Source organism: Variovorax paradoxus (assembly GCF_902712855.1).
GTDB lineage: Bacteria > Pseudomonadota > Gammaproteobacteria > Burkholderiales > Burkholderiaceae_C > Variovorax > Variovorax paradoxus_Q.
The window spans coordinates 5,135,707-5,159,343 of the sequence record NZ_LR743507.1; the positions used below are offsets into that span (position 1 = coordinate 5,135,707).

At 67.1% G+C, this 23,637-nt stretch carries 25 protein-coding genes; 12 read left to right on the top strand and 13 right to left on the bottom strand.

What is annotated here, in order from left to right; genetic code table 11:
- Positions 1-2: 2 nt before the first annotated feature.
- The 3 genes from AACL56_RS24390 to AACL56_RS24400 all read right to left on the bottom strand — a co-directional run bounded on the left by AACL56_RS24390 (position 3) and on the right by AACL56_RS24400 (position 3,164).
- The gene (locus AACL56_RS24390) at positions 3-1,214 is read right to left on the bottom strand and encodes a 3-hydroxybenzoate 6-monooxygenase (protein ID WP_339092370.1); all 1,212 of its coding nucleotides are present in this window, start codon (positions 1,212-1,214) and stop codon (positions 3-5) included.
- Between the two features lie 133 nt (positions 1,215-1,347).
- The gene (locus tag AACL56_RS24395) at positions 1,348-2,319 is read right to left on the bottom strand and encodes an amidohydrolase family protein (RefSeq protein WP_339092371.1); all 972 of its coding nucleotides are present in this window, start codon (positions 2,317-2,319) and stop codon (positions 1,348-1,350) included.
- Positions 2,320-2,327: 8 nt separating this feature from the next.
- Positions 2,328-3,164, bottom strand: a complete 837-nt coding sequence (locus AACL56_RS24400) for a tripartite tricarboxylate transporter substrate binding protein (protein WP_339092372.1) — start codon at positions 3,162-3,164, stop codon at positions 2,328-2,330.
- Between the two features lie 233 nt (positions 3,165-3,397).
- Between AACL56_RS24400 and AACL56_RS24405 the strand changes: the two genes are divergently transcribed.
- Complete coding sequence (locus tag AACL56_RS24405) at positions 3,398-3,847, top strand: MarR family winged helix-turn-helix transcriptional regulator (protein WP_339092373.1); 450 nt, start codon at positions 3,398-3,400, stop codon at positions 3,845-3,847.
- A gap of 30 nt (positions 3,848-3,877) precedes the next feature.
- Here AACL56_RS24405 and rtcA read toward each other — a convergent pair whose 3' ends face one another.
- The 9 genes from rtcA to AACL56_RS24450 all read right to left on the bottom strand — a co-directional run bounded on the left by rtcA (position 3,878) and on the right by AACL56_RS24450 (position 14,153).
- The gene (rtcA, locus tag AACL56_RS24410; RefSeq protein WP_339092374.1) at positions 3,878-4,933 is read right to left on the bottom strand and encodes an RNA 3'-terminal phosphate cyclase; all 1,056 of its coding nucleotides are present in this window, start codon (positions 4,931-4,933) and stop codon (positions 3,878-3,880) included.
- Positions 4,934-4,965: 32 nt separating this feature from the next.
- A complete protein-coding gene (locus AACL56_RS24415) occupies positions 4,966-7,041 on the bottom strand; it encodes a TerD family protein (RefSeq protein WP_339092375.1) in 2,076 nt (691 codons plus the stop codon).
- A gap of 118 nt (positions 7,042-7,159) precedes the next feature.
- Complete coding sequence (locus tag AACL56_RS24420; RefSeq protein WP_339092376.1) at positions 7,160-8,023, bottom strand: nucleotidyltransferase domain-containing protein; 864 nt, start codon at positions 8,021-8,023, stop codon at positions 7,160-7,162.
- A 23-nt stretch (positions 8,024-8,046) separates the two neighbouring features.
- Positions 8,047-9,009 carry a ribonuclease Z gene (locus AACL56_RS24425; protein ID WP_339092377.1) on the bottom strand — a complete coding sequence of 321 codons (963 nt, stop codon included), beginning with the start codon at positions 9,007-9,009 and terminating at the stop codon, positions 8,047-8,049.
- A gap of 11 nt (positions 9,010-9,020) precedes the next feature.
- Positions 9,021-9,662 carry a zinc-ribbon domain containing protein gene (locus AACL56_RS24430; RefSeq protein WP_339092379.1) on the bottom strand — a complete coding sequence of 214 codons (642 nt, stop codon included), beginning with the start codon at positions 9,660-9,662 and terminating at the stop codon, positions 9,021-9,023.
- Between the two features lie 57 nt (positions 9,663-9,719).
- Positions 9,720-10,007 carry a hypothetical protein gene (locus AACL56_RS24435; RefSeq protein WP_339092380.1) on the bottom strand — a complete coding sequence of 96 codons (288 nt, stop codon included), beginning with the start codon at positions 10,005-10,007 and terminating at the stop codon, positions 9,720-9,722.
- A gap of 2 nt (positions 10,008-10,009) precedes the next feature.
- A complete protein-coding gene (locus tag AACL56_RS24440; RefSeq protein WP_339092381.1) occupies positions 10,010-11,227 on the bottom strand; it encodes an RtcB family protein in 1,218 nt (405 codons plus the stop codon).
- A gap of 47 nt (positions 11,228-11,274) precedes the next feature.
- Positions 11,275-11,778 carry a hypothetical protein gene (locus AACL56_RS24445; RefSeq protein ID WP_339092382.1) on the bottom strand — a complete coding sequence of 168 codons (504 nt, stop codon included), beginning with the start codon at positions 11,776-11,778 and terminating at the stop codon, positions 11,275-11,277.
- 785 nt (positions 11,779-12,563) lie between these two features.
- On the bottom strand, positions 12,564-14,153 hold the full coding sequence (locus AACL56_RS24450) for a vWA domain-containing protein (protein ID WP_339092383.1): 1,590 nt from the start codon (positions 14,151-14,153) through the stop codon (positions 12,564-12,566).
- A gap of 216 nt (positions 14,154-14,369) precedes the next feature.
- Between AACL56_RS24450 and rtcR the strand changes: the two genes are divergently transcribed.
- From rtcR to AACL56_RS24505, 11 genes are all read left to right on the top strand, one after another.
- Positions 14,370-15,974 (top strand): RNA repair transcriptional activator RtcR, encoded by a 1,605-nt coding sequence (gene rtcR, locus AACL56_RS24455; protein WP_339092384.1) that lies wholly within the window; start codon positions 14,370-14,372, stop codon positions 15,972-15,974.
- Between the two features lie 47 nt (positions 15,975-16,021).
- A complete protein-coding gene (locus AACL56_RS24460; protein WP_339092385.1) occupies positions 16,022-16,624 on the top strand; it encodes a hypothetical protein in 603 nt (200 codons plus the stop codon).
- A 23-nt stretch (positions 16,625-16,647) separates the two neighbouring features.
- Positions 16,648-17,175 (top strand): 2'-5' RNA ligase family protein, encoded by a 528-nt coding sequence (locus tag AACL56_RS24465; RefSeq protein WP_339092386.1) that lies wholly within the window; start codon positions 16,648-16,650, stop codon positions 17,173-17,175.
- A gap of 3 nt (positions 17,176-17,178) precedes the next feature.
- Positions 17,179-17,508: a low molecular weight protein tyrosine phosphatase family protein gene (locus tag AACL56_RS24470; RefSeq protein WP_339092387.1), complete on the top strand. Its 330-nt coding sequence runs from the start codon at positions 17,179-17,181 to the stop codon at positions 17,506-17,508.
- A 24-nt stretch (positions 17,509-17,532) separates the two neighbouring features.
- Entirely contained in the window at positions 17,533-18,822 is a 1,290-nt protein-coding gene (locus tag AACL56_RS24475) for an SMI1/KNR4 family protein (RefSeq protein WP_339092388.1), read from the top strand.
- A gap of 56 nt (positions 18,823-18,878) precedes the next feature.
- The gene (locus AACL56_RS24480) at positions 18,879-19,463 is read left to right on the top strand and encodes an exonuclease (RefSeq protein ID WP_339092938.1); all 585 of its coding nucleotides are present in this window, start codon (positions 18,879-18,881) and stop codon (positions 19,461-19,463) included.
- The gene (locus AACL56_RS24485; RefSeq protein ID WP_339092389.1) at positions 19,460-20,320 is read left to right on the top strand and encodes an alpha/beta hydrolase; all 861 of its coding nucleotides are present in this window, start codon (positions 19,460-19,462) and stop codon (positions 20,318-20,320) included. The genes AACL56_RS24480 and AACL56_RS24485 overlap by 4 nt, the downstream gene beginning before the upstream one ends.
- A 28-nt stretch (positions 20,321-20,348) precedes the next feature.
- Complete coding sequence (locus AACL56_RS24490) at positions 20,349-21,323, top strand: ornithine cyclodeaminase family protein (RefSeq protein WP_339092390.1); 975 nt, start codon at positions 20,349-20,351, stop codon at positions 21,321-21,323.
- A 412-nt stretch (positions 21,324-21,735) separates the two neighbouring features.
- Positions 21,736-21,939 carry a hypothetical protein gene (locus AACL56_RS24495; RefSeq protein WP_339092391.1) on the top strand — a complete coding sequence of 68 codons (204 nt, stop codon included), beginning with the start codon at positions 21,736-21,738 and terminating at the stop codon, positions 21,937-21,939.
- A 230-nt stretch (positions 21,940-22,169) separates the two neighbouring features.
- Positions 22,170-22,439 (top strand): hypothetical protein, encoded by a 270-nt coding sequence (locus AACL56_RS24500; protein ID WP_339092392.1) that lies wholly within the window; start codon positions 22,170-22,172, stop codon positions 22,437-22,439.
- A gap of 132 nt (positions 22,440-22,571) precedes the next feature.
- Positions 22,572-22,802 (top strand): hypothetical protein, encoded by a 231-nt coding sequence (locus tag AACL56_RS24505; RefSeq protein WP_339092393.1) that lies wholly within the window; start codon positions 22,572-22,574, stop codon positions 22,800-22,802.
- A gap of 44 nt (positions 22,803-22,846) precedes the next feature.
- Here AACL56_RS24505 and AACL56_RS24510 read toward each other — a convergent pair whose 3' ends face one another.
- On the bottom strand, positions 22,847-23,575 hold the full coding sequence (locus AACL56_RS24510) for a class I SAM-dependent methyltransferase (RefSeq protein WP_339092394.1): 729 nt from the start codon (positions 23,573-23,575) through the stop codon (positions 22,847-22,849).
- Between the last annotated feature and the right edge of the window lie 62 nt (positions 23,576-23,637).

Consider the following 23,637-nt stretch of genomic DNA (forward strand, 5'->3'; position numbering starts at 1 on the left):
CCTCATGCGGCGACCTCGTCGAGGCAGTTCGCGGCCGTCCAGCCGTAGAGCCATTCGAGTGCGTCGTAGAAGCGCTCCTGCGGCCTGCCGGTCCACATGCTGTTGCGCACCAGCCGCTCGACGCCCTTTGCGTGGTAGATGCGGCCCATCTCGCGCGCCGACAGCACCACGCGTGCCGTGCGCGCCACCCGGGAGCGTTCGTACAGCGCCAGCGCGCGCGGCCAGTCGCCACCTTCGCGCCGCAGCGCGAAGCCCAGCGTTACCGCGTCCTCGCAGGCCGTGCAGGCGCCCTGCGCGAGGTACTGCACCATCGGGTGCGCCGCGTCGCCCAGCAGCGTGGCACGGCCGAAAGTCCATTGCTCGATGGGGTTGCGGTCGGCCGTGGAATAGCGCTTCCACGCCTTCGGGATTCGCAGCAGCTGCTGCACCTGCTCGCAGGTCGGGCGAAAGTAGCGCTGCACCTCGGCCGGATCGCCCTCCATCGAACCCCATTCCTCGGGCTGGTCGCTGTGGAAGGTGACGGCGATGTTGAACTTGTCGCCGCCCTTCAGCGGGTAGTGCACCAGGTGGCAGTTGGGTCCCACCCAGATGCATGGCGCGGTGAAGCGCAGCGCCTGGGGAAAGTCCGCCGTGTCGACCACCGCGCGGAACACCACGTGCCCCGACACGCGGATGCTGTCGCCCACGTACTGCTGGCGCACCGCGGAGCGCACGCCGTCGCAGCCGATCACCGCCTGGCCTTCGTGCCGGCCGCCCTGCGCGTCGATGAGCGTCACTCCGTGCTCGTCCTGCTCGATGTGCACCACCTTGGTCGACGTGAGGAACTCGATGCCGTCGGTCGTCTGCTTCACGCCTTCGAGCAGCGCGCCGTGGATGTCGGCGCGGTGGATGACCGCATAGGGGTTGCCGAAGCGTTCGCGGAACCGCTCGGACAGCGAGATGCCCGCCACGCGCTTCGCGTCGATGGCGTCGAACATCACCATCTCCTCGGTGTAGACCGCCTTGGCCCGCAGATGCTCGCCCACGCCCAGCGCGTCGCAGGCCGCGAAAGCGTTCGGGCTCAGCTGGATGCCCGCGCCGATCTCGCCGATCTGGCCGGCCTGCTCGATCACCTTCACGCGGTAGCCCTCGCGCACCAGGGCCAGCGCGGCGGCGAGGCCGCCGATGCCGCCGCCGGCCACCAGCACGGGGCGGGTGTCTATTGATTTGTTCATCGATCTTCCTCAAGGCTCTGCGCGGGAGTTCCTTCCAGGAACACCACGGAACCGGCTTCGCCGGGCCGTTGGTGTTGCCCCCTGAAAGGGGGTTGGCGTAGCGACACGAAGTGCGCGAAGACTGGAGGTGAGCTCATGCCAATCCGAACAGCCTGCGGGCGTTGTCGCGGCCGATCTTCTGCCGGTCGTTCTCGCTGATCTCGCAGGCGTCGAACCAGCGCGCGGCGTCCTCGTGCTTCTCGAACGGGTAGTCCACCGAATACATGATGCGGTCCGATCCCACCTCGAGCATGGTCGACAGCAGCGTGGGCGTGCGGAAGTTGCCGCTGGTGGTGATGTGCACGTTGCTGCGCAGGTAGTCGCCGATCTCCCTGTCGCAAGGCATGCCGCGGCGGCCCTTGCGCAGGATGTGGTCCACGCGCCAGATGTTGAACGGAATGCCTTCGCCGAAGTGGCCGAGGATCATCTGCAACGCGGGGTGACGGTCGAACATGCCGCTGGACATCAGGCGCAGCGCATGGATCGCCGTTTCCATCGCGAAAGCCCAGGTCGGTCCGGTGAGCCAGTGCGCGCCTTCGTAGATCGGCTCGCGGCCCAGCAGCGGGTCGCGCGGGTGCATGTAGAAGGGTTTCTTCAACGTGGCCGCGGCCGTCCAGAAATCGTTGAAGCGCGCGTCGTCGTAGTACACGACGGTGTTCTCGTCGCCCACCTGCGAGAAGCCGTTGACCAGGAAGCCGTGGAAGCCCAGCTGCTGCACGCAGCGCTCCAGTTCGCGCGCGGCCGCCTCGGGGTCCTGCATGGGCAACGCCGCGAAACCGCCGAAGCGCGCGGGGTGGCGCCGGATCTGCTCGGCCAGCACGTCGTTGGCCCGCCGCGCCACCTCGATGGCCCGCTTCGCATCGGGGATGCCCTGCACCGCGGGCGAATTGAGCGACAGGATCGACAGCTCCGTGCCCCACTCGTCCATCTTCTCGAGGCGCTGCTGCTCGAAGTCGAGCAGGTTGCTCTTCAGGCCTTGCCACACTTCGGGGCGGGCGTACACCTGCGAGTCGGCGATCGTGAGGTCGATCGCGAAATGCTCTTCGAGCGCAATCTTGTTCTTCATGGGAAAAATCACTCCGGTTTGATGTTGAGCTTGTCCAGCACGTCCTGCCAAGTCTTGCGGTCGTCGGCGATGTAGCGCGCCAGCTGTTCAGGGGTTCCCGGCCGCGGATAGGTGCCGAGTTCGCGCGACTTCGCCACCACGTCGGGCAGCAGCAGCGCTTCGTTCATGTCCTTGTTGAGCTTCGCGAGCACCAGCGGGTCGACACCCTTCTTCGCGATGACTGCGAACCAGCCGTGTGCCACCGCGCCGGGCACGGTCTTGCTCGCGAGCGGGAAGGATTCGAGTCCGGCCTCGACGCGATCGCCCATGCTCGCGAGCACGCGCATGCGCCCGCCCTGCACATTGCCCGCAACCACGTTGTAGGTTTCGACCATCATCTGCGTCTGTCCGCCCAGCGTCGCCTGCATGGCCTGCGCGCCGCCGGGGTAGTGCACTTCGAGGAACTGCGCGCCCGACTGCAGGCCCAGCAGCGCGGAAGCCAGGTGAGGCGCGGTGCCGCGGCCGTTGTCGGCGACCTCGACGCCCTGCGGCTTGGCGCGCGCGGCGGCGATGAAATCGGCCAGGGTCTTGTAGGGCGAACTGGCCGGAACCGCGAGCATGAAAGGCGCGACGGCCGCGAGCGTCACCGGAACGAAGTCGCGGTTGAAGTCGTAGCTCACGCCCTTGATGGTGCTGGGCGCCACCGAGATCGCCGAGCCCTGCACGAAGCCGAAGGTGTAGCCGTCGGTGGGCGCGGACAGGATCGCGTTCATGCCGATCACGCCGCTGCCGCCGGGCTTGTTGTCGACGATCACGCCCTGGCCCCACTTCTCGCCCAGCTTGGCGCCCACATGACGGATCAGCACGTCGGGCGCTGATCCAGCGGGAAAAGGCACCACGAAGCGCACGGCCTGCTGCGGCCACCTGGCGACAGGGCCCTGGGCTTGCGCCAATGGCACGCCGCACATGAACGCGAATGCAAGCGCGTGTGAAACAACCGTTCTGCGGGAAGGCTCCAGGGTCATGCTCGTCTCCGTATTTGCTTGATTATTCAAGCAATTGCGGCGGACTATATACTTGATTGTTCAAGCATGTCTAGATGAAAACCCTGCCCCAAGATCACGACCTCGAGAAGGCCATTCCCTTCCTTCTGGCGCGCGCCGGCGCGCGCATGGGCAACGCCTTTGCGAAGGCGCTGAAACCGTACGGACTCGCCCTGAGCGAGTGGCGCGTGTGCGCATCGCTCCAGCACACGCCGAAGCAGACCCTGTCGGAACTCGCCACGCACGCGTCGACCGACCTGTCGGCGCTGTCGCGCATCGTCGACCGGCTGGCGGCACATGAGCTGGTGGCGCGCGAGAAGTGCGACACCGACAAGCGCGCGGTGCGCATCGCGCTCACCGAACGCGGCCTGGCGCTGACGCTGGAGCTGATCCCGCTCGCCCAGCACTACGAGGCCGTGGCGACCTCGGACTTCAGCGCTGCGGAGGTGAAGACGCTGCGCGCGATGCTGCTGCGCCTGTACGCCAACGCGACGCCGCTCGCCTGAGCGGGCGAGGTCTCGCCAGCGCCGGCCCGCTCAGTCGGGCGAAACCCGCACCGTGCAGGCCTGTCGGCTCTCGGCGATCGTGAAGCGCACCGGCAGAAAGCGCTCGATCACCGCGCAGTTGGTGCGCGTGTGTTCCGTCACTTCGCTGCAGGTGAAGGCACAGGCCTTCTGTCCCTGCCATGCGGCCAGTGCGAGCAGCAGCGCCAGCTGGTCCGCCAGGTGCGGGCCGACCGCAGCCTCGCTCTTCTGGAACGCGCGCAGTTCCTTCACCAGGCCGTGCGCCACCTGCTCCGCGCTCAGCGACTTCTCGCCGAAGGCGGTGAACACCTCGGTGACGTGGTCGTAAGCCAGCGTGGCCAGCAATGCGTTGCCGGGGCCTTCGTTCTGGCGTGCGTTGCCATGGCGCAGCTGCTCGCCGGACCACCCCATCGCACCGCCGAGCGTGTCGAGCTCGCGCGTCGACACATGGCGCGGCAGGCCGGGCGCGAGGCACTCGGCATAGCCCGTCTGCGCATCGCCGCGCGCCATCAGGTCGAAAGGCTGCAGCACGCCGGCCGCAGGCACGATCTCCGCTTCGACCTCGCCGCCGCCCGCCGGGTAGAAGCCGCATCGGCGCAGCGTCAGCTGAAGGTCCGCGCCCAGGCGGCGCACCAGCGGCGCGAAGGCGCGCTCCAGAAAGTGAAACGGCGGCGCCATCGGGTTGTGCGTGCCGCCGCTCAGATGCACGCGGCTGGCGGTGCCGGCCAGCAGCAAGGGCGGCAGCACGGTCTGCAGCACCAGCATGCAGCTGCCCGCGCTGGCGATCGCGAAGCGGTAGTCGCCCGCGCGCACGGTGCCGGGCGCAAAGCGCAGCGACTGCGAACCGAGCTCCGCACCACCGACTTCCGCGCCGCTGATCTCCGCCGCGGCATTCACGCACGCAAGATGCTGGCGCATCAGGCCCGGCTTGGCGCGGCCCGCGCGGATCTTTTCAATGGCCATCGGCTGGCCGGTGACCATCGACAGCGCAAGGCTGGTCCGCAGGATCTGGCCGCCGCCCTCGCCTTGCGAACCGTCGAGTTCGATCGTCTTCCGTTCTGTCTTCATCATCTTTTTCTTCTATTCAATGCATGCGCCAGCTACATGAAGTCGGCGCGAATGCGGTCCATGTCGAAAGGCGTGATCCCCTCGTGCACGCCGAACACGGTGTCGGCCTCCCCGGCCTCCTCGACCACGGTCCCCCGCGCCGTTGCGTGCAGCGTGAACAGCGTGTGCAGGTCCGGCCTGGACATTTCCACCAGCGAACGCAGCATCAGCGACACGCCCGCAAGATTGCTCTGCACGTTGTTCCAGAGCGGGTACTGCTTCAACGCAACGTCCGCCCAGATCACCTCGCGCGCGTCGAGGTCGAAGATCGCGGGCAGGCAGATCGTGGTGTCGGCCGCCACGTCGACCCGGTCGATCACCGTGGCGGGCTCGAAGATCTCGCCCGAACCTGCGGCCTCGCGCGACATCCATCCCGCAAAGCACTCGGGCAGGTCGCAGAAGGCCTGCGAGGTGAAGCTGTTGATCGAGCTCACCACGTAGCGCACGCCCTTCTCGCGCAGCAGCGCCACGTCGAGGTCGATGAACTCGGCGGCGCCCTGCGGCGCATCGACGACGTCCCCGCTGTGCACGCCGCCATAGCCCTTCAGGTTGTAGTAGGCCAACACGTCGATGTACTTGTACTGCGCGTTGAAGAGCGCGGCCGACAGGTCGATGTCGGTGCGCGCGCGTCCGTTCTTCCACCAGAGGAAGAGGCGCACGATGTTCGCGTCCGGCATCGGCAGACGGCTGCCGCGCACCAGCGTGCGCAACGCCTTCGACGCCGAGCGCTGCGAGAAAGGCACGAGGTACTTGCGCAGCGCGGGGTCGACATGGCAGCGACCCAGCGGCGGCAACCCGGCGAAGCGCGACAGCAATGCGGTCTCGCAGGCGAGCGCGGCGGCCTCGGCAATGCCCTCCTGCAAAGGCGCGCGCGTGTCCTTGATGGCGAAGACCTTGGCAGTCTCTCCCTTGGGGAAGAAGCTGCGCAGGGCGTGCTCGCCACGGCGCCGGAAATGCACCATCGCCTGCAGCAGCACTGCGGTGGAGGCCGTGTCCGCCACCTCGCGAAAGCGCGCCAGCACGGCATCCGGCTCGGGCGCGATGCGCAGCACGTGGTCGAGGCGACGCGCGAACTCGCCCGGGCGCGTCGGCAGCAGGGCCAATGCGTCGTCGATGGCGCGCGCTTCCAGCTGCCGCTCGACGTGATGGTTGAAGCCCTGCGGCCGAACGCCGTTGCGTACACCGTCGAACGCGGCCGCCACGGCCGGAAAGCGCTTCGCGTACTCGCCGGGATGCAGCACCTCGCCCAGGCGCTTGAACACCTCGGGCCGGCGCGCCATGTCTTCGGCGACGCTGGCGCTGCGGTCCATCATCGCCAGGAGCCAGCGACGCAACGGGCGCTTCATGCGCGGGAACTTCGCAGGCGCGGCCAGCGACACGTCGCCGTCGCCCAGTGCCACGGCCAGCCGCAGCACGTCGGTCGCGGTCTGCAGGTGCGTCTCAAGGAACGCTTGCGCGCCCGGGTCCTCCACCTGCAGCAGCATGCCGCCGAGCACGGCCAGGTTCTCCTTCGAGATGAAGCGCTCGGGCATCCACGCATGCACCTTGCCGCGGTAGAAGCGCACGAACCACGCCAGGTCTTCCCGATCCTGTGCCGACAGTGAACTGCGCGCGCCCGCCAGTTGCGTGAAGACCCGCTCGAAGTCTTCCTGCGTGCCCAGTTCGATCTCGCGCAGGCCGGCTCGGCGCTCCGCCTCCGCCAGGGCGGCACGTGGCAACGCGCCCTCTTCGGGCCGCTGGCGGCCGAAGCTCGCATAGTGGCGGACCGCGTTCAGGAAGAGCGTGGTCGCGCTCGCACTTGCCACCTGGTCGGGGAAGTTGGGGTACAGCGGCTTCCATTCGCGGTGCGCGCCCTTCAGCGCACGCACGTCGCGCAGCAGCGTGCGATGGAACTCGACGAAGGGCTCGGCGTTCCAGGTGCTCAGGCAGGCGTCGAGCGTCGGCGACAGCGTGCAGCCCATCGCGCCGAGCTCCTGGTGAAGCGTCGCGAGGTAGGCGGGCGGCAGGGCGCCGTTTGACGGCTGGGCCACCACGCGCCAGCGGCGACGCAGATACAGCCGGCTGTTCATCGTGCGTCACCTCGGCAGGCCCGCGCAAAAGCCCGGTGCCCATGAAAAGGAGCGGAAAGCGCAGACCCTAGTTTCCAGATGTGAGAGAAGGAAGGACCCACATAGCCGCTCTCGAACATCATACGGCCCCCACCGCGGCGCGAGCAACACCCGCCGCGCCGTTGTCCATTCGCAGCACCGTCTCGCACAGGAACGCGTCCAGGCCGGCGCCGTCGGACGAAGGCAGCGGCGTCACCGGCTCGGCCGCGTTGGCCGCCAGTTCGGACTCGATGAACGCGTGGATGCCGGGCCAGCGCGGGCTGGTCGCGGCTTCGCCGGCGCGCATCTTCACCTCGAGCAGCGCGTTGATCTCCGCGATGAGCGCAGCATCGCGCACCGGGTCGAGCGTGCGCTGCGCCAGGTCGGCGAAGCGCATCGGCGGCACGCCGGTCTGCGTGCGGATCCAGCGCGCGGCCAGCAGCGGACGCAGCACGTAAAGGTATTTCTTGTAGCGCACCTCATCGGCCTGCAGGTGCTCGCGGAAGTTCTTCTTCGCCATCGAGGCGTAGTGGTGCCAGCCGCGCGCATTGGAGAACACCGCCTCCGACAGCGCGCGAAAGCGCGGCATCGCCTGCGCGTCCTCGCGGTACACGATGGGCGAGCGCAGCCATTCGAGCAGCGTCGGGTTCGACTCGCGCATCAGGCCCAGCGCCTTGCGCAGGTCCCAGCCGTTGATGTCGAGGTCGCCGCTGATCGGCAGCTCGATCACGTCGCGGCGCGGCTGCACCGTGAGGTACCACGGCAGGCGATTCACGTAGATGAAGCGCACGTCGTAGTCGCTGTCGGGCGACGCGAAGCCCCAGCCGCGGCTGCCGGATTCGCAGGCGAACAGCACGGTGACGTCGTGCTTCGCCTCGATGTCGCGCAGGCCGTCCATGATCTGCGCACGCATGGCGGGCTCGATCGGATGGGCGGAGCGCAGGAATTCTTCTTCGTTGCTCATGGGTTCTTCTCCCGTCTTGTCGGTCAGGTTCGGTCGGCCCGGGTCACGGCCACCCTGCCGTCACTGCCGAGTTCGTAGACATCCAGGTCGTTCGCAAGGAACGCATGGCCACGGTAGTGCGCCTGCGTCTCGGCCATCAGTGCGGACATGCCTTCCTCGTTCTGGTGGCGCGCGCTGAAATGCGTGAGGATCAGGTTTGGCACGTCGACGGCCTGCGCGAACTCCGCCAGCAGGCGCGCGGAACTGTGCATCGGCCCGGGGCCGACCTTGTCGAGCACGTCCTGCGTGTAGGTGGCCTCGTGCACCAGCAACTGCGCCCCCCGGCATGCGTCGCGAAGCATTGCGGGCTCTGCGTTGTCGCCGCCCAGAACGGCGCTCGCGGTGTCGACCTGCGTTTCCGCGTAGTCGGCACTGCGCAGCACCGCGCCGTTGAAAGGCACGTCCTCGCCGGTCTGCAGTGCGCGCCATGCCGGGCCCGGCGGCAGGCCGACGGACCGCAGCGCATCGGCCTTCAGCCGTGTGCGCCGCGTCTCGACCTGCACCCGGTAGGCATGGCTCGGCACGCGGTGCCGCAACACATGGCGCTCGATGCGAACGCCGGGCGCGTCGTACACCAGCGCCTGGGTGTCGACATCCACATGCGTGACCTCGTACGGCAGGTGCAGATCGGTCAACCGGCGCGTGGTTTCGAACCACTCCCACACGGGCAGCGGCGCGATGAGCGTCAGCGGCTTCGTCCGCTTGCCCATGCCCGCGCTCGCGAGCAGGCCCGGCAAGCCGTAGCAATGGTCGCCATGCACGTGCGTGATGCAGACCGCAGCCATGTCGTGCAGCGAGAGCGGGGTCTGCAGCAGGCGGTGCTGCGTGCCTTCGCCGCAGTCGACCAGGAACCAGTCGGCGCTAGGCACGGTCTGCACCGCAAGTCCGGAGACATTGCGGTGGCGCGTCGGGGTGCCGGACGAGGTCCCCAGAAAAGTCAGCTTCATCATTGCTTCGATCACTCCCGGCGCATCAATGCGCTTCTTGCGGCGTCGGCGGCGACGCGCTCCCAACCGAAGTATCGGCGACCGCCTTCCGGACGCGCCGCCATCAGCTCATGGAGCTTTGCGATGTTCGCTTCGCCGCCCCATCGCGCCAGGGTCTGGATCGCCACGACACGCAGGCTCCACCACTTGCCCTCGAGCGCGGCCTCCACTTCGGCGACGGCTCGCGCGGTCGGCTTTGCCGAACCCAGGGCACGCAGGCGATCCGTCCGCTCGCGAAGCAGGTTCGCACCCGGCGCCGCATTCCGCAGACGTTCGCGTCGTGCGCGGCGGCAAGCCAGGCATCGCACGGCGCGGCTGTCGATATGGCCGTGCACCACCTCGTACCACCACTTCTGCTGCCTGGCCGTCCACACTTCCTCGGCGCCGCAGTCGCGGCAAGTGAAGGGGCGCGCTGCATAGAAAGCAGGCAGCACGCCATAGGTGTTGTTGTACCGATCGAGGACGGATCGATCCGCAGGCTCGCAGCCGAGCGCAAACGCGACATCGGGCTGCGGCCGGCGGACATCCGGCGACCGGAGGCGTGCGGCCGATGCGGCAGCACGGTCGAGGCGCCGCGCCTTGATTTCGGCACGGCGTTGCTTGTTGCTTTTCATTTCTTCCAACCTTCGCCATACGGTGCTGCGAAGGCCGGTCGATGTGCCGACGCCCTTCTACAGCTCTTCCACTGTCACCACGCCTTCGCCGGCGGCGAGCTGGACGATGCAGCCCAGCACCTGCCGCGCAAGATCGCTGTTCGCCAGCAGGCAGACAACGAAGCCATCGGCCGCGATGCTCACCGAGGCGTGCGGCCATTCGGTTGGCGCGGACGGCGGCGCGGGATAGAAATCCGCACGCTCGCCGTCCACCTGCAGGTGGCAGCCGATGGCAGCCTTCCTGCAGAAGCCTTCCGCCACCGCACGCGATGGCAACGCGGCCTTGACGCGGTAGTCCACGCCCATGCTCACCCCTTCACGCAAACGACCTGCTTGAGCGTGTAGACCACCTCCACCAGGTCCTTCTGCGCTTCCATCACCGCATCGATGTCCTTGTAGGCCATCGGAATCTCGTCGATCACGTCGACATCCTTGCGGCATTCCACGCCTTCGGTCGCGGCGATCTGGTCGGCGATCGTGAAGAGCTTCTTCGCCTTGGTGCGGCTCATCTTCCGACCGGCGCCGTGGCTGCAGCTCATGAAGCTCTCGGGGTTGCCCTTTCCGCGCACGATGTAGCTCTTGGCGCCCATGCTGCCCGGGATGATCCCGAGCTCTCCGGCTTTTGCGCTCACCGCGCCCTTGCGGGTCACGAGCACGTCCTCGCCGAAGTGTTTTTCGCGGCTCACGTAGTTGTGGTGGCAGTTCACCGCTTCCACGTGCGCCTCGAAAGGCTTGGCGATCACCTTGCGCGCGGCTGCGACCACGCGCTGCATCATCACCTCGCGATTCGCTCGAGCGAACTTCTGCGCCCATCCCACCGCGCGCACGTAGTCGCCGAAGTACCGGGCGCCTTCATCGAAGTACGCCAGGTCCTGGTCGGGCAGGTTGCGCTGGTGCAGCTCGGCGTCCTTCTTCGCCAGTTCGATGAAGTGCGTGCCGATGGCATTGCCCACGCCGCGCGAACCCGAGTGCAGCATGAACCACACCGCACCCGCCTCGTCCAGGCACACCTCGATGAAGTGATTGCCCGTACCCAGCGTTCCCAGGTGTTTGTGGTTGTTGGTGTTCTTCAGGCGCGGGTAGTCTTCGCAGATCGCGTCGAACTCGTCCTTCAGCGCACCCCAGGCCACGTCGGTCTCGTTCGGCGGCGTTTCCCACGAACCCTTGTCACGGCCCATGCGCTTGGGGTTGGAGCCGTGCGGCACCGCCTTCTCGATCGCCGAGCGCAGCGGGCCCAGGTTGTCGGGCAGGTCGCGGGCGTTCAGCGTGGTCTTGCACGCCATCATTCCGCAACCGATGTCCACGCCCACCGCGGCGGGGATGATGGCCTTGAAGGTCGGGATCACCGAACCCACGGTCGCGCCGATGCCGTAGTGCACGTCGGGCATGGCCGCGATGTGCTTGAACACGATGGGCAGGCGCGCGGCGTTCTCGAGCTGCGCCTGCGCTTCGTCTTCCACGGGCACGCCGTTCGTCCACATCTTCACGGGAACGCCGTTGGCCACTTCATGCAGTTTGTAGTTCATCTTTTCTCTCTCTGTCTGTCGCTTTGTATCGACTCGTTGTTTCTTCTTCAGATCATCGCCCGCTTGTGGAGCGAGACCGACAGCCGTTCGTAGTCCTGCAGCGGGAAATCGTGCTCGACCCACAGCTCGCGGTATCGCGCCACGCCCACCTCGAGATGGATGCGCCCCAGGATCGCATGAACGTTGCGGACCAGCTCCGTGCGCGCGATCTCGCCGCGTGCCACCACCCGGTGGTCATCCACGGACACCATTCCCCAACTCGCCCAGTCGCGGTATTCGCGCAGTTCGAACTGCAACACGTCCGTGGCACCGTTGCCCGCGCTCACCGCCAGGATCACCTCGCCGGGCTCGTCCATGAACACCACCTCGGCCGCCATCGCGCCCTGGTGCAACGACAAGCCCATGCGTGCCAGGTCGCCCAGCGAGTCGTGCAGGTAGGACACGGCAAAGCTCGGCCGTTCCTTGCCGACGCGAAAGCTCAGCGAGGCCCATCCCGCACGATGCAGGTCGTAGCCGATCAGGTCTTCGTTGCAAACTTCTTCTTCGGTCATCTTCTTTCCGCTCTTCGACGACAGCGTCGATTTCATGACTGGTGGACACGGCGGGATTCGAACCCGCATCAATACGGCGACCGTGGTGTTTCAATCCAGCGGCCCAGTCGGCGATTGGAAACGCGCGCCAGTGACAGACCCGTCATCGGAGCCAGCACCTGCATCCTCAACCTTGCTCGCCGACCGACTTGCCCGCCGCATCCGGTGCTACCCGGACTGCCGGCAACATCAACATTTTTGGCAGTGGCGCTCCCTTCTGTGCCTGCGTGCCCGAAAACAAAAATGAGGTGACGAGTAACGACAGGTCGTTGACTGAGCTACCTGCCGAAGCAGACCGGGGTTCGGACCCGGGACCTTCATGGCCAAGACCATGACGCTCTACCTGTAGACCAGCCTGCATTCATCTCGAAACAAAAAAAGCAGCGACAAGAATCGACGAAACGTCGTGCTCTACCACTGAGCTACGGCTTTTCGACCGGCGGGATTCGAACCCGCGACCACGAGATTAAGAGTCTGTAGTTCCGTCAGCATTCGCTGCAAAAAACAGTGCGACAAGAGTGGCAGGACATCGACCGAGCCGCAGAGGCTGGGGATTCGAACCCCCGGTCATCCATGTAGTCCTGCCGGCATTCGCACAACAACCTTCATCCCCGTCCGGCGACAAACGGTCGGTGTGACTTGGTTTGGTGATGTAGTCACACCTGCATTCGCCGAACGACGACGCTCATTCTTCGGATCGGGTGCCGTGGGCCGAAACCCATGGCGCCCTCTCTTTGCCTTTCTCTTCAGACCGAGGTTTCCTCGATCACACCCACCCAGTGGTCCGCGCCCAGGCCACCTGCGGCATACACCGCCAGCAGCTTGAACACTTCGTCGCTGAAGCCGCCGATGTTCAGCACATCGTCCTGCTCCTGCGCCTGGGTGGTCGCATAAGGCTGGATGTCGATGCACACCAGCCGCGCCGCCGGGTTGCGCTTCTTGAACGCCGCCCATTCCTGCATGGTCGCGGTGCCGCGGCCCCGTGCGCGATCGGCCCACGATTCGTTGTCCGACACCAGCACCACCAGCTCGGCATGCGCCTGCTCCTTGTTCAGGAGCGCCAGCGGCGCGCTGCATGACGTACCGCCACCGCCCACCGCGGCCAGCCTGGCCGCGTTGGTCATCACCGAATCACGCGGATTCAGTTGCAGCGGCACCACCTTCGTCTCGAAGGGCAGCACACGGGCGTCCGCATTGCGGCGAAGCACGGCGGCAGCCACCAGCGCGGCCACGTCGATGCAGCGCACCGCGGTGGTCGCCGAGCCTCGGTGGCCGGTGACGGGCGAGCTCATCGAGCCCGACACGTCGGGGCACACCACCACGCGGCCCTCGAACCGAGGCACGTTGGCCAGCGCGAGCTCCATCGCGTCCTGCAGCGCTTCCTTCACCACGTGCGGCACCTCGGCGCCGGCCGCAGTGAAAGCAGCCATCAGCTGGTACGGCAGCACCCGGGCCTTGGCCACCGACTGCGGGTCACGCAGCTTGGCGGCCACCGCCTCCGCGAGGCCGGGCAGTTCGAACACGCCGTGGCGCGCAAAGGTGTTCAGGTTCTGACGCACCATCTGCCACGAACCGCGCTGCGCGATCTGCGCCCAGGCTTGCGTGTCCAGCTCCAGCGCTGTCAGCATCTGGAACGGCACGTCGGGCACATCCGTGGCCTCGCTTGCCTGGGGCGGACCGGCGCGGCGCTCGGCGCGATCGCGCTTGAAGCGTTCGAAAGCCTGCGTCACCGGAGGCAGCGCCTCCAGCGCATACGGCCGATCGATCAGCCATGCGAACCACGCGGCGCGCCAGGCTTCGGCGGGCTTCGGGTGAACCATCTTCACCACGTCGGCCAGCGAGGGCGTGCTGCCCACGGCGGCATTCAGCAGCTGCGCCTCGGTCGCCTCGAGCAGCCATTGCTGCACGAGCTTCTTCGGACGCGTACCGAGCGACTTGCGGCCCACCGCGCCGGAACGCAGCATCTGCACGAAGTTGCGCAGCATCTTGCCGTTGTCGACCACGCGGGGAAACACCTTGGCGAGCAGCGACACGTCGCGCATCGCCAGCGTGGCCGCCAGCAGCGCCGGCATGTCCTTCATGTGGCCGGCGCGGCGTGCGTACACGGCCGTCCTGGCGACGAACAGCGGATCGACTTCGCGGGCCAGGGCCAGCACGGCGTCGAGCTGGTCCTGGGCCTGCGCATAGAAGGTGTTGTTCAGACAACCGGTGGCTGCGAGCTGCGCCAGCTGGTGCTTGGGCGACAGTGCATAGGCAGCGCCACCGGCTTTGTTGCGCACGTCGGCCGCGGGTTGCAGGGCACCGCGCGTGGTCTGGAAGAGTTGAAGGTTGGCCATATGACTTCTCCTTGTTCGGTTCTTTTTGTTCGTCTTGTTTTCTTGGGTTGCAATCTTTATTGCAACGGGTGTGCCAGATCGGGCCGGTTTTGGCCGAAGAACCACTCAAGTCGTTGATTTCGCTCGACTTTTTGTCGATCCACCATCCGCAAGCCTCAGTCAACCGAAAAAATATCCGGCAGTTCTTATAATTTTGGATAGTCTTTTATCCAGAAAATGAAGAAACCCATCGTCGTCATCGGCTTCCTCGGCACGCAGCTCGACGCCGGCCAGGGCGCGGGCCGCTGGAACAAGTGGCGCCCCACGGTCTCGCTCGCGCAGCACGAGGACATGGTCGTTTCGCGCATGGAGCTGCTCTACACGCTGCGGCACAAGGCGCTGGCCGAGGTGGTCAAGGCCGACATCGCCACCGTGTCGCCCGAAACCACCGTCAACCTCGTGCCGCTCGACCTCGCCGACCCCTGGGATTTCGGCGAGGTCTACACGCGGCTGTACGACTGGGCGCGCGCCTACACCTTCGACACCGAGCACGAGCAGTACTGGACGCACATCACCACCGGCACGCACGTCGCGCAGATCTGCATGTTCCTGCTGTCGGAATCGCGCGTGGTGCCCGGCGTGCTGGCGCAGACATCGCCGCCCCGGAAGCAGCGCGAAGGCGAGGCCGGCAAGTGCACGCTGATCGACCTCGACCTGTCGCGCTACGACGTGATCGCCCGGCGCTTCGACGCGGAGCAGCGCGACGCGGTCGCGTTCCTCAAGAGCGGCATCGCCACGCGCAATGCGCGCTTCAATGCGCTCATCGACGAGATCGAGCGCGTGGCCGTGCGCTCGCGCGCGCCCATCCTGCTGGTGGGTCCGACGGGCGCGGGCAAGTCGTTCCTGGCGCGGCGCATGTTCGAGCTGAAGCAGGCGCGCCACCAGATGACGGGGCCGTTCGTGGAAGTGAACTGCGCCACGCTGCGCGGCGACGGTGCCGCCTCCACGCTCTTCGGCCACCGGAAGGGCGCGTTCACCGGCGCAGCGGCCGATCGCGCGGGCTTGCTGCGCACGGCGCACCAGGGCGCCCTCTTCCTCGACGAGATCGGCGAACTCGGTCTCGACGAGCAGGCGATGCTGCTGAAGGCCATCGAGGAGAAGCGCTTCTTCCCCGTGGGCGCCGACAAGGAAGTGGAGAGCGACTTCCAGCTGATCGCAGGCACCAACCGCGACCTGCGCAGCGACGTGGCGCAGGGGCGCTTCCGCGAAGACCTGTTCGCGCGCATCAACCTCTGGACCTACGACCTGCCCGGCCTGGCGCAACGGCCCGAGGACATCGAGCCCAACGTCGACCATCTGCTGGCCATCCATGCCGCGGAGAACCATCGCGTGGTGCGCTTCAACGCCGAAGCGCGCGCGGCCTACCTCCGGTTCGCGCAGAGCGCGGAGGCGCCGTGGAGCGGCAACTTCCGCGACCTGTCGGCCAGCGTGACGCGGCTGGCCACGCTGGCCGATGGCGGACGCATTCCGGTGGCGCTGGTGGAGGCGGAGATCGCACGGCTGCGGTGGCTGTGGAAGCACGCAGGCGCAATGCCTGCCGCACCCGGCGACATCGACCTCGACGCGCTGCTCGGCGAGGAACGTGCCGCATCGCTCGACCTGTTCGACAGGCTGCAGCTCGAGGCGGTGGTACGCGTGTGCCGGCAGTCGCGCACACTCTCCGACGCGGGCCGCCAGCTGTTTCAGGCTTCGCGCGCGCAGCGCAGCGTGGTGAACGATGCGGACAGGCTGCGCAAGTACCTGGGCAAGCACGGACTCGAATGGAACGACATCGTCCGCTGATAGATTCGACGGCCAGACAACCGGGATTGCCGAGGAGGAGCGAGGAGATGAAGAACAAGCGTGGAATGACGGGCGCCTTGTGCACAGCAGCCGTGGTGCTGCTGGTCGCCACGGGTGCGCAGGCTGGCGTGCTGCGGCCCGGCCTGTACGAAGGCCTGATGCTGGCGGTCGATGGCGGTGGTGCCGTCAGCGGCAGCTTCGCGCAGCAGGGCAGCTGCAGCTTCAGGATCGCGGGCCGCGCCAGCTCGCAGAGCGCGGCCGTGGTCCGCACGATCGTCGAAGGCCCGGCACCGTCCATCGAGGGACGGCTGTCCGCCGGCGCCGACAGCCGTACCGTGAGCCTCGCCCTGCCGGGCGGACATCAACTGCCGGGCTGCGGAAACGTGCTGCCGCCGCTGATCGACAACGGCCTGGACCTCGACCTCACGCACAAGGCCGGCTGGATCCGGCTGGTCAGCGTGTCCGCCGACAGGACGGCGCTGCAGAAGTCGCCCGGCGACGCGGGGCGCGCCTACGTCGTGCGCGGCGACGTGCTGGGCGTCGTGTCCGAGAAGGCAGGCTTGCTCGAGGTCGACTTCGTGAACACGCAGGGCCGCGTGCTGCACGGCTGGATCGCGGCGAAGGACGCCAAGGCCATCGCCGCGCCATAGACCTGCGAGCTATCCTCCGCCCGATGGCCATCTCCGCGTTCGTCGTGAAAGTCCCGACTGCCGAAGGAATCGCGCGCGACCTGCGTCGGCGCTACGACGCCAACGCGGCGCTCGGTGTCCCGGCGCACATCACCGTGCTGGTGCCGTTCATGGACCCGGCGCTGGTCACGCGCGAAGTGCTCGAACGCGCGCAGCGCGTGCTGCAACGCACGCCCTCCTTCGACTTCCTCTTGAGCTCGGTCGGACGCTTCCCCGAGACCGCGTACCTCGCGCCGGAACCGGCCTCGCCGTTCATCGGCATGACCCTGGCACTGGTGGAAGCCTTCCCCGGATTCCTGCCTTACGGCGGCGAGCACGAAGGCGTCGTTCCGCACCTCAGCGTCGCACATGGCGATGCACATCATACGGAGCAGGCGGCCGGCGAACTGCACGCGCGCCTCGCCATGTCGGGCGCCGTGAACGCAACATGCACCGAAGTCGCCCTGATCGAAAACTCGTCCGGCCGCTGGCATGACATGCATGCCTTTCCGCTGCCTCCTGCTGCCACCTGACCCATGCGCAACGTTCTCTTCATCTGCAGCCGCAACCAATGGCGCAGCCCGACCGCAGAGCAGCTCTGGCGGCGGCATCCCCTGGTCTCGGCCCGCTCCGCGGGCACCAGCCCGAACGCGCGGCACAAGGTCTCCGTCGACGACATCGAATGGGCCGACGTGATCCTCGTGATGGAGGAAAAACACAAGTCGCGGCTGGTGGCGGAGTTCACGCGCATGCTGGCGCACAAACCGATCCACGTGCTCGACATTCCGGATGACTACAAGTACATGGACCCCGCGCTGATCGAGGAACTCGAACGGTCGGTGCCATCGATTCTTGGCATCGAGTGATCTGCAGAAAGGAACGAACCCGTCGTGACCGACATCCTGCCTCGCCTTCAAACGCTCAAGCGGCTCGACCTGGACTGCGCCTGCTTCGCAGCCAGATCACACGGGTACGACCTGAACCCTCCCGTTCCGGAGGAAGAGGTCGCGCGGATGGAGGAGAAGCACGGGTGCCGCTTTCCCGACGAATACCGCAGGTTCATCACCGAACTCGGCAACGGAGGCGCCGGCCCGGCGTATGGCGTGTTTCCGCTCGGCATGCAAGACAACATGCGCGATGTCGGCCGCTGGGAAGACGGCTATTCGCTCGTCGGGGACCTGTCGAAACCATTCCCGTTGCGCGACACGTGGAACCTTCCCGACGACTTCTGGGCCCAGCAACCGGATCCCACGGAAGCAACGACCCTCGAAGAAGAAGATCGAATGAACGAGGAGTGGGAGAAGAAACTGGAGGTTCAGTACTACGCAACCGGCATTACCGACGGTGCCATCCCCATCTCTCACGAAGGCTGCGCACTGCGCAACTGGCTCGTGGTCACCGGGCCGCTGGCTGGCACCGTCTGGCGAGACCTGCGCGCCGACTACGGCGGCATCCAGCCCTTGCTGAACAAGGACGGAAGCCGCATGGGCTTCAACGACTGGTACCTGCAATGGATCGCGCAGTACACGCAGCAGGTCGAAGCGTCGCACGCGGGCAGTCGGTTGGCCGAAATCTTCTCGTCGAGGTTGTCGAAGCTTTCCAACCCCAAGGCTGCGGCCTTCGCGATCTTCTGCGCGCAGGCGCTCTACCCCAACCTCGAGGCCTACGCGACGGCCATCGGCTTCGACAAGCAGTTCGTGCTGCAGGACCGGCTGGATGAAATGCTGTGGGCTGGGCTGCTGCAACAGCGGTTCGAGCTGCCGGGTGAATGCCACGAGATGGTGGACAGCATGCTTGGCATCAAGCACGACCTGGCCATGCACCTGTCGTCGACAGGGCAAAAGCCTGTGCCTGACGACGCAGGCATGAAGGCTGCGCTTTACACGTACATCGCCGCTCTGGCATTCGGGTTCGACAAGGGCAGCCCGCAGCAGCTGCTGTCTGCCGTCCAGGGCGCGATGGCAGCCGAGCCCCTGCCGAGTGCCGCGGAAGCCGAGCTGCAATGGGCACTCGACCAACTCGAAGGCGAGCCGTCCGAATGGGCGACCGCAGCCACCGTCGAACGCCAGAGAGATCGCGCGAAGGCCTGCGCGGCGTTCCTGCCCGGACGTCCGCCCGAAACCGATGCGCCGGCAAAGCAGCCATGGTGGAAGCGCTGGGCCGCTGCGGCATCCAACTGAAAAGACAGGCCGAACACGAACCAGGCGGCATGCAGAAAGCCGCAGCCAGCAAGGAAATGAATCAGCCCATGTCAGAGATCTACATCAGTACCGACGTCGAATCCGACGGCCCTATCCCCGGCCCGCATTCGATGCTCAGCTTCGGCTCGGCCGCCTACACGGCCGACAAGCAACTCCTGTCCACGTTCAGCGCCAACCTGCACACGCTGCCCGGCGCCGAGGCCCACCCCGATACCGCCGCGTGGTGGAAAACGCAGCCCGAGGCCTGGGCTGCCTGCCGCACCGACCTGCAGGACCCGGCGCATGCCATGAAGAACTACGTGGGCTGGCTCAAGGGCCTGCCTGCGCGGCCGGTGTTCGTGGCGTATCCGGCGGGCTTCGACTTCCTGTTCGTCTACTGGTACCTGATGCGCTTCGCGGGCGAAAGCCCATTCAGCCATTCGGCGCTCGACGTGAAGACGTTCGCCATGGCGATGCTCGGGCTCGACTACCGCGACAGCACCAAGCGCGCGATGCCGCGCCGCTGGTTCGACAAGCTGCCGCACACGCACGTGGCGCTGGACGACGCCATCGAGCAGGGCGCACTCTTCTGCAACATGCTGGCGGAGAACCGCGCGGCCGCACGGCGCGAGAAGCCATGACGCTGGGCAACGTTGTCCGAAGGTGCGGCAGGCTCGTGCTGTGCACGCTGCCGCTGATGCTCGCGGGGTGCGTGCAGTCGATGTTCTATTACCCCGACAGCGTGCGCTACGAAACGCCTGACGTGCTGGGCCTGCGCTACGAGAACGTCCAGTTCGAGAGCGCCGACGGCACGCGCCTGAGCGGCTGGTTCCTGCCCGCGGAGAGCCGCGCCGATCCGAAGGAAGCCAAGGGCACGGTGGTGCACTTCCACGGCAACGCGCAGAACATGAGCGCGCACTGGCGCTTCGTGGCCTGGCTGCCGAAGCAGGACTACAACGTGTTCGTGTTCGACTACCGCGGCTACGGCCAGTCGGAAGGCAAGCCCGAACCCAAGGGCGTGTTCGAGGATTCCAACGCGGCGCTGAACCATGTGCGCTCGCGCAGCGACGTCGACCCCACGCGGCTCTTCGTCTTCGGCCAGAGCCTGGGCGGCACCAATGCGATCGCGGTGGTGGGCGCGGGCAACCGGGCGGGCGTGAAGGCCGCGGCCATCGAATCGACGTTCTATTCGTACTCGGCCATCGCAAACGACAAGCTCCGGGGCGCAGGGCTGCTGGTGAGCGACGACTACGCGGCGTCGAAGTACGTGGCGGCCGTGTCGCCCATTCCGCTGCTGTTCATCCACGGCACGGCCGATCAGGTGATTCCGCTCGCGCATTCGAAGCGCCTGATGGCCGATGCGCGCGAGCCCCGGCGGCTGGTCGAGGTGCCGGGTGCCGGCCACCTCGAGCCGATGACGGCGCTGCGCTTCGGCCACGCCTACCGCAAGGCACTCACCGAATTCTTCGAGGCCGCGCAGCATCCGCTGCAGCAGTGACGACGGCCGCCATCCACACGATTCCACCATGAAGCACTTCGACGAAGCCGCCACACGCAAGCCCCTGGCCTTCGAGCGGCTGGTGCCGGCATTGCGCGCCGCCTTCGCGGCGGGCGCCCAGGTGCCGCCGCGCCATGTGCACGCCGTCGAGACCGCGCCAGGCAGCACGGCCGACAGCGCCGGCAGCAGCGGCAGCAGCAGCGACAAGGGCACCGTGCTGATCATGCCGGCGTGGAGCGACGCGGGCTTCCTGGGCATCAAGACCATCAACATCTTCCCGGGCAACAGCGCGCGCGGCCTGCCCGGCCTGCACGCGACCTACGTGCTGTACGACGCGCGCACAGGCGTGCCGCTGGCGATGATGGACGGCAACGAGATCACCGCGCGCCGAACGGCAGCGGCCTCGGCGCTGGGCGCCTCGTTCCTGGCTCGCGCCGATGCACGGCGGCTGCTGGTGCTGGGCACCGGACGCATCGCGCGCATGCTGCCGGCCGCCCATGCCAGCGTGCGGCCCATCGACGAGGTGCGGGTGTGGAACCACCGCCCCGAAGGCGCCGAGGCGCTGGCCGCGCAATGGCGCGCCGAAGGCTGGAACGCGCACGCCGTCACCGACCTGCAGGCCGCCGTGCGGCAGGCCGACATCGTGAGCTGCGCCACGCTGGCCACCGCGCCGCTGGTGCGCGGCGAGTGGCTGGCGCCGGGCTCCCACCTCGACCTGATCGGCAGCTTCACGCCGGCCATGCGCGAGGCCGACGTGCAGTGCTTCGCGGGCGCAGGCACTTTCGTCGACACCGACGAGGCACTCCAGAAGTCGGGCGACCTGCTCGACGCGATGGCCGCCGGCACCTTGAAGGCGCACGAGGTGCGGGGCACGCTGGCGGCGCTGTGCCGCGGCGAGTGCGCAGGCCGCTCGGACGAGGCGCAGCGCACCGTCTTCAAGGCCGTGGGCAGCGCGATCGAAGACCTCACGGCCGCCACGCTGGTGTGGCAGGACGCGATCTAGGGCGTGTTCACACTATTTCTTGCGTCGCGTTGGCCGGCAAAGGGGCTGGCTGCAAGGCGCGCGTGCGCAGCAAGGCTGATGCCTTGCAAGCGCGGGCAACGCCGCAGACGGCCGCTTTGCCGGCCAACCCGAAGGGAAGGCCTGTCACGGCGGGCCACTCGGCGTTGCGCTCCTTGCATGGGCATACGCACATGCGGCGTCGCGCGCCTTGATCGGCCCGCCGTGACAGGCCTTCGCGACGCCAGAAATAGTGGGAACACGCCCTAGTACTTACGAACTAGTCCGACCCAGGGTTGCTGCAGCGCGAACGCCCGCATCGGCTTCCGCCTACAAGCCGGCACGCCATGCAGCGGATGGCGGGTCGGGCGGGCCATCGCTATCGTCCCCTTCGTCCAAACCGGAGGCACTCCGCATGCTCAGCACTGTCCACAAAGCCGACATCCTTCGCAAGGCCGGATACGACCTGCCCACGATCCCGGCGAGCCTGGATACGCACGACATGCTCCCGGTGATCGACGCCCTCTACGCCGACTACGTGACGGCCCGCGCGGCCCGAAGCCTCCGGGAGGCCGAAGAGGCACGGCGCGCTTCGGCGATGCGCGGCGCCCAGGCCTGAGCGCCCGACTGACCATTGGCTGTCATCGTTGCCGCATACCCTGATTGCCGCGGCTTCAGGGTAAGCCCCAATCGCCGGCCATGTCCCCCATGCCGATCTACAAGCGAGCCGCGGAGGTTCCGCGGCAGCCGTCCGAAGAGGCGCATACGTCATCCGGCGCATGGCGCCGCGCGCCGGCAGCCTCGAACATGCCGGTGCGACGAACCGCAAGAGATTGAGAGAGAACAGCGATGCTCACCATCCTCCAGAAAGCCAACATCCTCAGCAAGGTGGGCTTCGACGTGCCGCCCCGTCCGGACGACGACCTGTCGACCCATGCGGTCACGGGCTTCCCGGTGAAGCCGGAAGGCATTTCGCAGAAGGCCCACGACTGGGCCAAGGCCATCGAGACGCTGTACGTCGCCTATGCCGCGGCCCGCGCCGCCAAGAGCCTTCGCGACGCCGAGGACGTGCGCCAGACCGCCATGCTGCAGCGCCTGTCCGCACGCGTCTGCGCGTGAAAAAGTGGCAGTTCCGCCGCTGTGGATGCAACGTTGAAAGCGTTTGGCCTACAAGGAGATACGTCTTGTGGCCAATAGCGTGACTTGAACACCACAGATACCGTGGAGTTGCACCACCGACGGAGGCCCGCCATGCTCAACACCGAACACAAAGCCAACATCCTGCGCAAGGCGGGGTACACCGTGCCGGCACAGCCGGGCACCGCCGACAGCATCTACCAGACGGCCCAGTGCTGGAGCAAGGCGATCGATACGCTCTACGTGTCGTACTCGGCCAGCCGCGCCGCCAAGAGCCTGCGCGATGCCGAAGAGGCCCGCATGCTGGCCATGCTTCAAAGCCGCTCCGCCAAGGCCTACGCCTGAGTCCTGAGCCTGACGAGCCCTGAGCGGCTCGCTCGGGCGCTCGGCTACCGGTCGGCCGCAACCAGCAGCATCATCGGTCGCTCCCGCTCTTCGGCCAGCGCCGGCAATGCGGCGATCTGCTCGTCGCTCGGCCCCCACTCCTGCACGTGCTCGATGCGAAAGCCCGTCCTCAGGAGCGTGTTCAACAAGGTCCCCATGGTGCGGTGCTGCTTGACGACGCCTTCGGCCAGCCAGTTCGTGGTGCGCGGGCCCTCCATCTGGTAGCTGTCGAGCGGCCAGGACTTGCGCCCCTGCGCATCGACGTGCCAGCCCGGTTCGCGCGGCGCCATGAAGACCGGATGCTCGATGGAAAACACCAGGCGCCCGCCCGGCACCAGTGCGCCGTGCACCGAGGCCAGCAGCCGCGAGAGGTCCTCGATGTAGTGGAAGGCGAGCGAGCTGTAGGCGAAGTCGAACGACTGCGGCGGCAGCACCAGCGTGTCGAGGTCGGCGCGCTCGTAGGAGATGCCGATGTCGGCGCCGAACGCCTCGGCCTTCGCGAGCATGCGCCGGGACACATCCAGTCCCAGCACGGATTGCGCACCCTGCAGGCGCGCCCATCGGCAGAACCATCCGAGGCCGCAGCCCAGGTCGACCACGCGCAACCCCTGCAGCGGCGGCACCATCGCGCGGAGCGCGGGCCATTCGGGCGCGCCGTCGAGGCCGTGCAACGAGCGCGGCAACTGCTGGTAGCCCTCGAAGAAGGCTGGCGTGTCGTAGATGTTCTGGGCCATGGCGGAGTCCTCTGCGGATCGGAAGACTCCATTATTTCGACAGCACCGGGCACCGGCCAGCA